Raw genomic sequence first — 13,189 nt, forward strand, 5'->3', positions numbered from 1 at the left:
GTATTTTTCTACCCATAATCTAATAAAAATTTTTGTGAAATACAGTATATTAAATTATCATATTAATATGTTATTGTATTAATGTTAAAAAATTAACGGAATATTTTATAGTATCCTACAAAAAATTTTTTCCAATCGAAAAAGCATTGACTTTTTTCTCGAAAGGTGTCATACTTTTAGTATTAATGCGGTAAACAATAGCCTTTTGGCTTTTGTATAAAAAATTTAATGAAGGGGTTTTCTAAGTGGAAAAACTATTTAAACTCAAAGAAAACGGTACCGCGGTAAAAACAGAAGTTGTTGCCGGCGTTACCACATTCCTTGCAATGGCTTACATACTTGCCGTAAACCCAAGTATGCTTGGCGCTGCCGGAATGGACTCAAGTGCGGTTTTTGCTGCAACAGCAGTATCGGCAGCATTTGCTACACTTTTTATGGCATTTTTTGCAAACTATCCTGTTGCTCTTGCTTCCGGTATGGGACTTAATGCTTACTTTGCATACACAGTAGTTCCGCAGCTTGCATCACAGGGTATTACAAATCCATGGCAGGTTGCTCTTACAGCAATCCTTGTTGAAGGTATTATCTTTATTATCCTTTCACTTTTCAAATTCCGTGAAACACTTGTTAATAAAGTACCTAAGAACTTAAAACTCGGTATTTCGGCAGGTATCGGCCTTTTCATTACAATTGTAGGTTTAAAGGGTGCAGGCGTTATCGTTTCCGATGCTTACTATGACGGCACAGCTGTTCAGTCATCAACACTTGTAACACTCGGTGACTTAGGTTCCGCAAATGTAGTTCTTGCAATTGTAGGTCTTCTTATTGTAGCCGCTTTGTGGCACTTCAAGGTTAAGGGTTCAATCCTTATCGGCATCATTGTTACTTACATTTTCGGCATTATTGCACAGCTTTGCGGTTGGTATCAGGGCACTTCACTTATTCCTGATTTCTCAAACTATGCAATATTTGCTCCTGTTCAGAATATGGCAACAGAAACTTTATTTAAGTTCGATTTTACTTATGTAGCACAGAATGTAGTAAACTTTGCAGTTATTGTATTTGCATTCCTCTTTGTTGACCTTTTCGATACAGTAGGTACACTTATCGGTGTTGCACAGCAGGGTAACCTCCTCAACGAAAAAGGCGAGCTTCCAAGAGTAGGTAAGGCTTTAATGGCTGACGCCGTAGGTACTTGCGTAGGTGCTTGTCTTGGTACATCAACCGTAACTTCTTATGTTGAGTCAACAACAGGTGTTGCCGAGGGCGGCAGAACAGGTCTTACAGCTATGACCTCAGGTATTCTCTTCCTTCTTGCAATTCCTTTCTACCCGATTTTCCTTGCAATTCCGTCATTTGCAACAGCTCCTGCTCTTGTGTTCGTTGGACTTTTAATGCTTAAGAACATTACTCAAATGGACTTTGAGTCTGACATTGCCGATACAGTTGGCGGTTTCCTTGCAATCATTATGATGCCGTTTGCATATTCAATCGCAACAGGTATTATGTTCGGTATTATTTCTTGGGTTATCCTCAAGATCGTTACAGGTAAAATTAAGCAGATTCACCCTGTTATGTGGGTTGCAGCCGCACTTTTTGTAGTACGAATAGTAACCATAGTTCTTCATATTGCTTCTTAAAAGTCAATATTAAAATTTATGCTCCTGCAAAATGCTGCAGGAGCATTTTTTTGTTGTGAATTGTTACATAATATGATACAATAGAATTTAAGGCGGTGAATGCTTAATGATAAGCAAGTTAATATCAAAGCTCGGCTACACGAGATTTATAGCGTTGAGCTTTATTCCTGTAATTTTGTTGGGAACTTTCCTTTTGTGCCTGCCGATTTCCTCAAAGACGGGGGAATGGACGAATTTTATTGATTCACTTTTCACATCGGTAAGCGCAACCTGTGTTACGGGATTGGTTGTATTTGATACATTTACTCATTGGACTGTTTTCGGACAGATTGTTATTCTGATAATGATTCAGATAGGCGGTCTTGGTCTTATGACGATAATAACAATGATTTCAATATTTTTGCGCAAAAAGATTAATATGCGTGAACGCAAAATGATGATGCAGTCATCGGGCAATACTCAAATTGACGGTACTTTAAAACTCGTTAAGAAAATAGTCGGAGGTACTTTTATATTTGAGGGAATAGGTGCTGTATTACTTGCTTTTCGCTTTTGTCCGCAAATGGGTATGCTGAAAGGAATATACTACAGTTGTTTCCACGCAATTTCTGCTTTTTGCAACGCAGGCTTTGACCTTATGGGATTTCGCCAACCGTATTCTTCGCTGACTTACTATACAAATGATTACTATGTAAACATAATTATAATGTCGCTTATTGTAATCGGCGGTATCGGCTTTATTGTGTGGAATGACATTTTAAAAAATAAATTTCATTTTTCTAAATATTTGCTTCATACTAAAATAGTTCTTGTTACAACGGCAATTTTGCTTGTCGCAGGTGGACTTGGCTTTTTTATTTTTGAATACAACGGCGAACTTGCCGACAAGACTGTTCCGCAAAAAATTGTAAACGCTATGTTTATGTCGGTAACCACAAGAACGGCAGGTTTTAATACAATTGACCTTTCAAATCTCTCGGATTCCGGCACATTGCTTTCGCTTATTCTTATGCTTATAGGCGGTAGCCCGGGTTCAACGGCAGGCGGTCTGAAAACAACTACAATAGCGGTGGTTGTGATTGCGGTATTTGCAATGGCGAAAGGCGGTGACGATATAAACACTTTTAAGCGCAGAATTGTGTCTGATGTGGTTAAGCAGTCGGCGGTAATTATTTTGATTTATCTCTTTGCGGTTATGCTTTCGTCAATGATAATTTGCAGCGTAGAGGGATTGGGTATGTCGCAGGTATTGTTTGAAACCGCCTCGGCGGCAGGCACTGTAGGAGTGTCAAAAGGCATAACAAACCAAATCTCGGCAATTTCAAAAATAATATTAATGATAATGATGTATGGCGGACGAATCGGCGGACTTTCGCTTGTGCTTGTGTTTGGACAAAGAAAACCCGAAGCACCTGTAAAGCGCCCTACAGAACAGATATTAATCGGTTAAGGAGAAACATTTATGAAGTCGGTACTTGTAATCGGAATGGGAACAATTGGAATTTATCTTGCACGAAAAATGCAGGACCTCGGCAATGAAGTAATGATTGCAGACAAGGACGAGGAACTCATACAGGAGCTTTCACCTGAATTCAACGACGCTTTTTGCGGTGACTGCTCGGCAGACGGAATTTTGAAATCTATAGGAGTTAATACTTTTGATTATTGCTTTGTGACAATCGGTGAGGATTTTTATGCCTCTCTCGAAATTACTTCCATTTTAAAGGAACTCGGTGCAAAGTATGTAATTGCAAAGGCTAAAAGGGCAAGACAGGTTGAATTTTTAAAGAAAATAGGCGCTGACGAGGTTGTATATCCCGACAAAGAGATTGCCGAAAACCTTGCGGTAAGATACAATGCAGACAATATTTTTGATTATATTGAACTCACTTCGGAGTATTCTATCTTTGAAATTCCCGTGGTATCATCGTGGGTTGGAAAAAAGGTAATGGATGTTGATGTTCGCCGTAAACATAAAATTAATATTATTGCGGTAAAAAATGATAATGAACTTAATCTGAACCTTGGCGGCGATTATGTCTTTGATGAAAACGACCACCTTGTAGTGCTTGGCAAATCAAGTGATGTATTCAGTGTTGCATCAGATGTAAAAAGACCGTCACGATAATATGAAAAGGGGAACTCGGCAGGGTTCCCTGTTTTTGAAAGGATGTTAATATGATAATAGCGGCAGTCGATTTGGGCAAAGCAAGAACAGGTATAGCGGTTTGCGATAAGACAGAGTTTTTAGCGTCGCCGCATACGGTAATTTTTGAAAAATCACCCGAAAAACTTTTTGAAAAAGTGAAAGAAACCGTTGTGAATTTAAAGGCTGAAATCGTGGTTGTGGGTCTTCCTAAAAATATGGACGGCAGTGAGGGCGAGAGTGCGCAGAACGCAAGAGCCTTTGCGGAGCGTTTACACAACGAAACAGGGTTGCAGGTGGATTTGCAGGACGAAAGAGGTACTACCATTACAGCCCACAACTTTTTAAACGATACAAATACAAGAGGCAAAAAAAGAAAAAATGTGGTAGACGAAGTTGCCGCAACGATAATTTTGCAAAATTATCTTGATAAAAGAAAGAACAGTAAGAATTATTAATTTATACAATTTGTATTTAACACATCTTTTAACATAAATGTTGAAAACTATGTGGAAAGTGTGAAAAGCTATGTTAAATGACTGTTAAAATTACAGTCCTCTTACAAGTAACACCCAATCTTTTACAGAAATGTAACATTTCAACAATTAACGCAGGAGTTTTCAACATAGGTGTTAATACTTGAATGTGGAAAGAATTTGATTACAAATAGTATAAATCTTGTGTCAAGGTATAATTTTCAACAAAAAATTTAAGCGAAAAATTTTGAAATGTAAGGGTTAAAGGCAAATTCAAAAAGGAAAGGAAATCGGCGAATGGAAGATAAAGAACTTGTGTTTGACCGTGAACACCATATATTGTATACGAAGCAGTGCAGGGAGGAAATTTTAAATAAAATTTCTCTGCATTATTCTGCCTAAGATGTTGAAAAAATATTCACAAAGGTTCAGCTTCAGTATGTTGAATTTTTAAAAGATTACAGAACGGATTTAGGCGGAAAAAAGAATTTCAACAACGGCGCCGGCGGAAATTACGATTGTATTGCTCTGTTCAGTTATTATGTGGTGTGCAAAGAAAAAACATCTCTTGCGGAAATCAAGGAGATGGAGGGCAATTTGTTTTTGCCTGCATTTAAAAATTTGAAGTTTGTCGATTGCAATAAACCGATATATAAAAAGCTGATGTATTGGTCTTTTGCTTTATCTAAAAAGAAGTGCGACAAGTGGGACGATTTTGATATGAATGTAGCTCCGTACAAAAAAGATGAGCCAATCTATTATGAATTTACAAAATGTCCGATTGCGTATTTTGCAAGGGAACATAATTTGCTGGAAGTGATGCCTGCATGTGCAATCCCGACTATACCGCTATGGAGCTTATCCATGCAAGACTTGTAAGAAAAACAACCTGTGCAAACGGCTGTGTGTGCGATTATACAATTTGCGGAGATAAGGACGAAGAATATCTCAAACAACACGAAGAATACATAGACGATGAGGGTTACAGGAGAAATAAGTGAGGAAATGCATTTCATATACAATGTATTTTTTTATTATTTCACTTAAGTTTATATGATAACCAATAATTTTCCTAACTTTTGATAAAGCCCTACATTTCAATGGCAAACAAAAAGCACTCTTTGAGAATTAACTCAAAGAGTGCATTTTTTATTTGATTTTAGCTGAAAACATTATTGAAAAGCATTACAGAGATAATTCCGCAGGTTGAGCCGAGCAGCATACCGCAAACTACATCTGTAAGATAGTGAACTCTCAAGTAAATTCTTGAAAAGCCAATCATAAATGCCAAGAAAAGAATCGGCAGACAAGCCGCAGGCTGACATCTTAACAGTGCCGTTGTTGCAAACGCAAATGACGCCGTTGTATGACCTGACGGGAATGAGTAAAACCTCGGTTTGTTTATAATCTGCTCCTCGTCCTCAAGCAGATGACAGGGGCGTGTCCTCTTTACAAGATGTTTAATAATGATTTCGCCCATAAGGTGAGCAAGGCAGAGGGCAAAAACAAAGTTAAAGCCTGTTTTTCTCCACTCCGGTACAACAAAGAACGGTATGCAGATCGCCCACCATACAAAGCCGGCATTTCCCAGTCTTGAAGAAGCTACCATAATTTTGGTTAAAGCAGGCTTGTGCATTCTGCTGATATTATATAGAACTTTGTTGTCAACTGTTTGAATCCGCCCGAACATAAAACAAAACTCCTAATCAACGCTGATACTGTTAAATTTCCAAAAGATGTTAATAATTTTAGCAAATAATTATTATACTTTGAACAATATCCTTACACATCTTTATTATAGCACAAGAATTTTGTTTTGAACAGAGCTTTTATAAAATTTATCTTAATTTTATGTTGATTAAATGAGCGACCGACGGGATACTTTCACCCTGTCCCGATGAGGTAGGACTCATCAACGCACCTGTTGCCATGAAAAGAATATTGTTGTATTTTCCGCTGTTTACGGAATTTAAAATTTCCGAGCAAAATACCGAACCTGCACATCCGCAGCCGGAGCCTCCTGCGTGAACATCCTGTCCCTCTAAATCAAAAATCATCATACCGCAGTCATAATGCTTTGGTTCAAGATCGATGTTTTCAAGACTAAGCAAATCATAAAGCGACCTGCTGCCGACCAAGCCCAAGTCGCCCGTAAAAACAGCGTCATAATCGGACGGCTTTGTATTTGTGTCGGCAAAGTAATCAATGAATGTCTGTGCTGCGGCAGGCGCCATAGCTGCTCCCATATTATTAGCGTCGGTTACGCCGAGGTCAACTATTTTTCCAGCCGTTGCCCGAGCTATGCAAGCGCCCTTTTTAGCGTTGCTTACAATGCAACATCCCGAACCTGTAACCGTCCACTGTGCGGTCGGTGTGCGAACTCCGCCGTATTCGAGAGGAAAACGGTACTGCCTTTCCGCAGAGGCAAAGTGAGAAGAGGTAACGCACGCAGCGGTGTTTGCCGCATTGCTCTCAACAAATACAGCCGTCATAAGCAAGCCTTGAGCCATTGTGGAACAGGCTCCGTACTGCCCGAGGTAAGCAATGTTGAAATCACGCAGACCGAAGCTTGACGATATACATTGGTTGAGCAAATCTCCTGCAAAAATGTAGTCGATGTCCTCTGTTTTAACACCGGCTTTCTGCATTGCGGTTTCTACAGCGGTAAATTGCAGTGTGCTTTCCGCCTGTTCATAGGTGTTCTTACCGTTATAGCTGTCATAAATAATCTTGTCAAAGCCTTTGCCGAGAGGACCTTCGCTCTCTTTCTTTCCCGCAACCGAGGCGTAACCGATTATTGACGGCATTTCTTCAAAGCCGAGCGTGTGACCTCCGATTCTTCGTATCATAAAAAAACTCCCTTCTGCACTATTATCTGCAAAAGGGAGTTTAATTATTATAAATAATCGGCGTGGTGAGTAAAATCAATAACCCCAACGGTCAAAGAATCTTACATCTTCGTATGTGAGAATGTAATTCTGACTTTCGTGAAATTCGCTTGCAACAAGGAGAGGGTTATACATATAAAGTATTCTGTGCTGAACGGCATCGTGGTTTTCGTCAAAAATATATCTTACAGCCTGTTTGCAATTGTCATTTGCGGGAATGTCCGTACTGCCTGTGTAGTGATAATCTCTGATGATTGCATCAACGCTTGTAAATCCGTCAAAGCACATTGCGTCTTTTACAGACTGTGCGATAAGTGATGCACCGACAAATCCGCCCGAGCCAAACTCGCCCATACAAAGTCTTTCAAGCAAATCTCTGTCGTGATCCGAAAGTGTAACCTGACCGCTCTTGTATGTTTTGTCCGGATTGTCAATAGCTACAAGATAGCCTGCGTTCCACTGCTCGTTGTAATCGGCAGGTTCTGCGGCAGGAATTGCTGTGGCAAATTGTACCGTAGGTGCTTGTGTTGTGGCAACCGTAGACGCTTTGGCAGTCGTTGGCTTTACAGTTGTAGGAGCGGTTGACGGTTTTACCGTTGTTGCCTGTGTTGAAGCCGGTTTAGTCGGCTTTGTTGCAGCAGCCTCCGTAGGTTCGCTTGCTGCGGTGTCTGCTGTGGCGATTTTTGTTATATTAGGATTAACACGGCTTTTGTATGCTGTGTCAGAAGTAGATACGGCGGGTTTCTTTGTCTGCGGTGTGAGAGCTGAAATTACAGAGTGACCTAAAAGTGCAAGTATCAGCACGCCCAAAATAACAGTGAGTACGGTGTTTAACTTATTGTCGAAAAATTTTTTCATCCTCATCAGCCTTTTTATTATATTTTTTACAATATGCGTATTTACACGCTCATACTAAAAATTATAGCATAATTTATTGATTATTTCAACTATATTTTATACTTATGTTAAAATTGCAATACTTTTAAAATTATCAGTGAAAATTTTTGATATGACAGAGTAAATTTTGACTATTGCTTTGCTTTGCGCAGGTGCTTTTTTGTTGAGTATGCCACACATATATCCAAAATATACAAATTAAAAGCAGGATAAAATTTGTAAAAAATGCTTGAAAAATGCGATATTCCGCATTATAATAAATGTGTATGAGTGTAGAGGCTCAACAATAATCGAAAGGAGAAGTACACATGATTTATTCAAATGAAGTAGAAAAGATGTGCACTGTCGCAAAAGGTCCAAAACACGGTCCTGCACCTATTCCTGAAGAGGGTAAATGGGTAAAATCCTATGATATTAAGGATATTTCAGGTCTTTCACACGGTATTGGCTGGTGCGCACCTCAGCAGGGTGCTTGCAAGCTCACACTTAATGTAAAAGACGGTATCGTAGAAGAGGCTCTTGTAGAAACAATCGGTTGTTCAGGTATGACTCACTCAGCTGCTATGGCTGCTGAAATTCTCCCTAACAAGACATTACTCGAGTGCCTTAATACTGACCTTGTTTGTGATGCTATCAACACAGCTATGAAAAACATTTTTGAGCAGCTCGTTTACGGCAGAAGCCAGACAGCTTTCTCAGAGGGTGGTCTTCCGATCGGCGCAGGTCTTGAGGACCTCGGTAAGGGACTCCGTTCACAGGTTGGTACAATGTACAGCACAAACGCTAAGGGCGTTCGTTATATGGAAATGGCTGAAGGCTATGTAATCAAGACAGCTCTTGACGAGAATGACGAGGTTTGCGGCTATCAGTTCGTAAAGCTTGGCAAGATGCTTGAGGACATTCGTCACGGTGTAGAGCCAAACGAAGCTTACAAAAACAACATCGGTCAGTACGGTCGTTTTGATAATGCGGCTAAGTACATTGACCCTCGTGAAGAATAATTCGGTAGGAGGACACTATAATGGCAGTTACATTTGAAAGTATGGAAAGAAGAATGCCTAAAATTGAGAAGTGCCTTGCCGAATACGGTATTGCAAGTCTTGAAGAGGCAAGAGAGCTTTGCAACAGCAAGGGTTTTGACGCTTATGACATCGTTAAGGGCGTTCAGCCAATCGCATTTGAGAATGCAGGTTGGGCTTACACACTTGGTTGTGCGGTAGCTATTAAGAAGGGCGTAAAGACAGCTGCAGAGGCTGCAGAGTGCATCGGTATCGGTCTTGAGGCTTTCTGTATCCCTGGTTCGGTTGCAGAGCAGAGAAATGTTGGTCGCGGTCACGGTAACCTCGGCGCAATGCTCCTCAGAGATGAAACAAAGTGTTTTGCATTCCTCGCAGGTCACGAGAGTTTTGCTGCCGCTGAAGGCGCAATCGGTATCGCTCGTAACGCTAACAAGGCAAGAAAAGAGCCGCTTAAGGTTATTCTTAACGGTCTTGGTAAGGATGCTGCTTACATCATTTCAAGAATCAACGGCTTTACATATGTAAAGACACAGTTTGATTACTTCACATCAGAGCTCAAGATCGTTGAAGAGAGAGCTTTCTCAGACGGTGAAAGAGCTGCTGTTCGTTGCTACGGCGCAGACGATGTTCGTGAAGGTGTAGCTATTATGCAGCACGAAAATGTTGGTGTATCTATCACAGGTAACTCAACTAACCCAACTCGTTTCCAGCACCTTGTTGCAGGTACATATAAGAAGTGGGCTATTGAGAACGGTGTTAAGTATTTCTCAGTTGCTTCAGGCGGCGGTACAGGCCGTACACTTCACCCTGATAACATGGGTGCAGGTCCTGCTTCATACGGTCTTACAGACTCAATGGGCAGAATGCACGGTGACGCTCAGTTTGCAGGTTCATCTTCAGTTCCTGCTCATGTTGAGATGATGGGTCTTATCGGCATGGGTAATAACCCGATGGTAGGCGCTACAGTTGCATGTGCAGTTGCAGTTTACGAGGGATTAAATAAATAATAAACCTTTCGGTTAATGCAATTAGGGAGGTCGCAGAGTTTTTTCTGTGACCTCTCGTTTTGAGTTCGGATTTATACAAAGTATATAACAAGGGGTTATAATATGAGTAATTGGAACACATTTTTAAAGTCTGTACCTGCCGGTGTGATGATTGGATTGGGTGTTACAGCATTTATTTCATCTGAAAATAAAGTATTCGGTTCAATTTTGTTCTGCCTAGGACTTTTTGGTATATGTGCTTTTGGGTTTAATCTTTTTACAGGCAAAATCGGCTATGTTATTCCTACAAAAAATAATCCGAATTGCCTTATGATTTGGCTCGGTAACCTTGTCGGTTGTCTTATAACAACAGTTCCGCTGAGGTTTGCAAATCCTAAATATAACGAGGCAGCTGTTGTTCTTGCTGAAAATAAACTTTCGCAGAATTTTTTGCAGACATTTATTCTCGGTATTTTTTGCGGTATGATTATGTATATTGTTGTAGAAAATTACAGCGCAAACAGCAGTCCGCTCGGCAAATATCTCGGTATTTTCCTCGGTATTCCCGCTTTTATATTTGCAGGCTTTGAACACAGCATTGCAGATATTTGTTATTTTTCTTATGCAGCGTCATCACTTGAACAGGTTGCGAAAATGTTTGTTTACATATTAACAGTATCTGTTGCAAACGGCGTAGGTTCTATAATTTTCAGAGCATTTACTGTAATGTATAAGGAAAAAGTTAAAAAGTAAATTTGAATATAACATTTATATGTAAAAATATTCGGTCGGTAATTGTTGAAATTGCCGACCTTTTGCATTTTTATTAAAAAGGTATTGATTTTGTTGAAAATTTATGCTATACTTACAAAGTAATTGCAAGCCAGTTAAGCGTGCAAGTAAGTGAGCGGCAGGCCCTGTACGATTGGGGTCTGTGAATCATGTCAGGCGGGGAACCGAGCAGCATTAAGCAGTATTGCCGATGCGATGCAGTAAGTCTGTCGTTCACTTATTTGCATGATGCCGTATAATATTCGGCTGACGGCTTGCATTTTTTATTGAAGAGAGGTGTTTTGTATGTACCGTGTGCTTTACCGTAAGTGGCGACCTGCCGTGTTTACCGATGTTTCGGGACAGGAGCATATTACCTCCACTTTGCAAAACGAGGTTTCGTCCGGCAGACTTAACCACGCTTACCTCTTTACAGGCTCACGAGGAACAGGCAAAACCACCTGCGCAAAAATTCTTGCCAAGGCTGTAAACTGTCTTAATCCACAAAACGGCAATCCTTGCGGCGAATGTGAAATCTGCAAGGGTATTGATGACGGAAGTATTCTTGATATTGTCGAGATGGACGCCGCATCTAACCGTAAAATTGATGATATTCGTCAGATAATTGACGAGGTACAGTTTAAGCCCGCAAAGTGCAAATACAGGGTGTATATTGTCGATGAGGTACATATGCTTACCACAGAGGCTTTTAACGCTCTTCTTAAAACGCTTGAAGAACCACCCGAGCATGTAATTTTTATACTTGCCACTACCGAGGTTCACAAGCTGCCGCAGACAATCCGTTCAAGATGTCAGCGATTTGATTTTCACAGAATACCGCCTAAGGCGATAGCAGACAGAGTAGAGTATGTGGTTTCGCAGGAAAATGCAGAGATTACCGAGTCGGCGGCGCTTATGCTTGCATCTGTTGCAGACGGCGCACTTCGTGACGCACTTTCGCTTTTGGACAGTTGTCTTGCCGTAAGTTCTCATATTGATGAGGAAGTAGTCCGCAATGCAGCGGGACTTGTAAGCAAAACATATCTTTTTGAACTTGCAACGGCTATAATTAACAAGAATCCCACAAGGTCGCTTGAGATAATAGACAGGCTGTATTCCGAGTCAAAGGATATGGCAAGGCTTTGTGATGAACTTGTTGAACATTTCAGAGCATTGATGCTTATTAAAACAATCAAAAATCCGAGAGATATTCTGATAATGTCGGACGATGAGTTTGAGCAGGCGGTTACGCAGTCGGATTATCTTTCACTTGCAGATATAGTTTTCTATATGGATGTGCTTTCAAGGGCATATCAGCGAATGGGTAGGGGAACAGGCGACAGAACAGAGCTTGAGATGGCTCTTGTAAAGCTGTCGGCAACCGAACTCGACGGCACGGTAGAGGCATTGACCGCAAGAGTTACTGCACTTGAAAAAGCGGTAAAGCGTGGAATTACCGTAAATTACGCACAGCCTGCACAGCAGAGCGTACAGGCGGAAGCTACGCAATCGGCAAGTGTACCGAATACACAGACCGAAGTTGAAGAACCGTTTGCAAAACCCGAACCGGAGCACAAGAAAGCACCTGTTGCAAAGCCTGCACCGGAGGTTAAGCCTGTTGCACAGAGAGCAAGCGTAAACCTTGACGAACTTTACGATAATGCAGTGCCTTTTGCAAGATGGGTAGAAGTAGTTGACAGCCTGAAATCGGTTTCAAGGTCAATAGCGGCTGCCTTTGCAGGTTCGACAGCTTACGAAAGCGGAAATTACCTTTTGATTGACACAAACAATGAGCTTGCGTTTGATTTGTTAAGACAAAACGGCAGAAGAACAGAAATAAAGCAGACTTTACTTGAATTGACAGGCAAAAATTACAGCCTCGGACCTTATAAAAGGTCAACACCTAAAAAAGTTGAAAAAACAGACCCGCTCAACTCTCTTGTGCAAAGCCTTGAGGGCAGCGGAGTAGAAATAACACAAGAATAAATATGTAATTGAAAGGATGTTTTTAATATGAAAGCAAGATTACCAAAGGGCTACGGCAACGGTGGCGCAAACAACATTCAGCAGCTCGCTCGTCAGGCTCAAAAGTTACAGGACGATATGGAGCAGGCTTCACAGGAGCTTGAGGCAAAAGAATACACAGCTACATCGGGCGGCGGCGCAGTAAGCGTAACATTAACAGGTAAGATGGAACTCACAAAGATTGATATTTCTCCTGATGTTGTTGACGCCGAAGATGTAGAGATGCTTTCCGACCTTATTATTGCAGCTACAAACGAGGCTTTAAGAGCTGCCCGTAAGGAAAAGGAAGACACAATGGAAACTATTTCAGGCGGACTTAACATTCCGGGAATGTTTTAATA

General features: G+C 40.8%; 14 protein-coding genes and 1 other RNA gene. 12 read left to right on the forward strand and 3 right to left on the reverse strand.

The window, feature by feature from the left end:
- The first annotated feature begins 245 nt into the window (after nt 1–245).
- From H8R91_RS08370 to H8R91_RS12130, 6 genes are all read left to right on the forward strand, one after another.
- Nucleotides 246–1,640, forward strand: a complete 1,395-nt coding sequence (locus H8R91_RS08370) for an NCS2 family permease (RefSeq protein WP_186935661.1) — start codon at nt 246–248, stop codon at nt 1,638–1,640.
- A 106-nt stretch (nt 1,641–1,746) separates the two neighbouring features.
- A complete protein-coding gene (locus H8R91_RS08375; protein WP_186935662.1) occupies nt 1,747–3,090 on the forward strand; it encodes a TrkH family potassium uptake protein in 1,344 nt (447 codons plus the stop codon).
- A 12-nt stretch (nt 3,091–3,102) separates the two neighbouring features.
- Nucleotides 3,103–3,768, forward strand: coding sequence for a potassium channel family protein (locus tag H8R91_RS08380; RefSeq protein ID WP_186935663.1), 666 nt, complete (start codon nt 3,103–3,105; stop codon nt 3,766–3,768).
- Nucleotides 3,769–3,818: 50 nt separating this feature from the next.
- Complete coding sequence (ruvX, locus tag H8R91_RS08385; protein ID WP_022233826.1) at nt 3,819–4,244, forward strand: Holliday junction resolvase RuvX; 426 nt, start codon at nt 3,819–3,821, stop codon at nt 4,242–4,244.
- A 564-nt stretch (nt 4,245–4,808) separates the two neighbouring features.
- On the forward strand, nt 4,809–5,141 hold the full coding sequence (locus tag H8R91_RS12125) for an L-2-amino-thiazoline-4-carboxylic acid hydrolase (protein WP_243237801.1): 333 nt from the start codon (nt 4,809–4,811) through the stop codon (nt 5,139–5,141).
- Nucleotides 5,114–5,263, forward strand: coding sequence for a hypothetical protein (locus tag H8R91_RS12130; RefSeq protein WP_243237802.1), 150 nt, complete (start codon nt 5,114–5,116; stop codon nt 5,261–5,263). The genes H8R91_RS12125 and H8R91_RS12130 overlap by 28 nt, the downstream gene beginning before the upstream one ends.
- Nucleotides 5,264–5,421: 158 nt before the next feature.
- On the opposite strand, the gene H8R91_RS08395 is transcribed toward H8R91_RS12130, so the two are convergent.
- The 3 genes from H8R91_RS08395 to H8R91_RS08405 form a co-directional block, all read right to left on the reverse strand.
- Entirely contained in the window at nt 5,422–5,952 is a 531-nt protein-coding gene (locus H8R91_RS08395; RefSeq protein WP_022235203.1) for a phosphatase PAP2 family protein, read from the reverse strand.
- Nucleotides 5,953–6,100: 148 nt separating this feature from the next.
- Nucleotides 6,101–7,111, reverse strand: coding sequence for a stage V sporulation protein AD (locus H8R91_RS08400; protein ID WP_186935664.1), 1,011 nt, complete (start codon nt 7,109–7,111; stop codon nt 6,101–6,103).
- Nucleotides 7,112–7,186: 75 nt separating this feature from the next.
- Nucleotides 7,187–8,008, reverse strand: a complete 822-nt coding sequence (locus H8R91_RS08405; RefSeq protein WP_022235205.1) for a hypothetical protein — start codon at nt 8,006–8,008, stop codon at nt 7,187–7,189.
- A 347-nt stretch (nt 8,009–8,355) separates the two neighbouring features.
- On the opposite strand from H8R91_RS08405, the gene H8R91_RS08410 reads away from it, so the two are divergent.
- The 6 genes from H8R91_RS08410 (at nt 8,356) to H8R91_RS08435 (ending at nt 13,187) form a co-directional block, all read left to right on the forward strand.
- Complete coding sequence (locus H8R91_RS08410) at nt 8,356–9,048, forward strand: iron-sulfur cluster assembly scaffold protein (protein ID WP_117706745.1); 693 nt, start codon at nt 8,356–8,358, stop codon at nt 9,046–9,048.
- Nucleotides 9,049–9,068: 20 nt separating this feature from the next.
- Entirely contained in the window at nt 9,069–10,073 is a 1,005-nt protein-coding gene (locus tag H8R91_RS08415) for a GGGtGRT protein (RefSeq protein WP_022235207.1), read from the forward strand.
- Nucleotides 10,074–10,175: 102 nt separating this feature from the next.
- The gene (locus H8R91_RS08420; RefSeq protein ID WP_022235208.1) at nt 10,176–10,805 is read left to right on the forward strand and encodes a formate/nitrite transporter family protein; all 630 of its coding nucleotides are present in this window, start codon (nt 10,176–10,178) and stop codon (nt 10,803–10,805) included.
- A gap of 155 nt (nt 10,806–10,960) precedes the next feature.
- Nucleotides 10,961–11,059: signal recognition particle sRNA small type (gene ffs / locus H8R91_RS08425), an RNA gene on the forward strand.
- A gap of 70 nt (nt 11,060–11,129) precedes the next feature.
- Nucleotides 11,130–12,809: a DNA polymerase III subunit gamma/tau gene (dnaX, locus tag H8R91_RS08430; RefSeq protein WP_186935665.1), complete on the forward strand. Its 1,680-nt coding sequence runs from the start codon at nt 11,130–11,132 to the stop codon at nt 12,807–12,809.
- A 27-nt stretch (nt 12,810–12,836) separates the two neighbouring features.
- Nucleotides 12,837–13,187 carry a YbaB/EbfC family nucleoid-associated protein gene (locus tag H8R91_RS08435; protein ID WP_022235210.1) on the forward strand — a complete coding sequence of 117 codons (351 nt, stop codon included), beginning with the start codon at nt 12,837–12,839 and terminating at the stop codon, nt 13,185–13,187.
- Nucleotides 13,188–13,189 lie beyond the last annotated feature (2 nt).

Origin of the sequence: Ruminococcus intestinalis (assembly GCF_014288065.1) — a bacterium.
Lineage (GTDB): Bacteria > Bacillota > Clostridia > Oscillospirales > Acutalibacteraceae > Ruminococcoides > Ruminococcoides intestinale_A.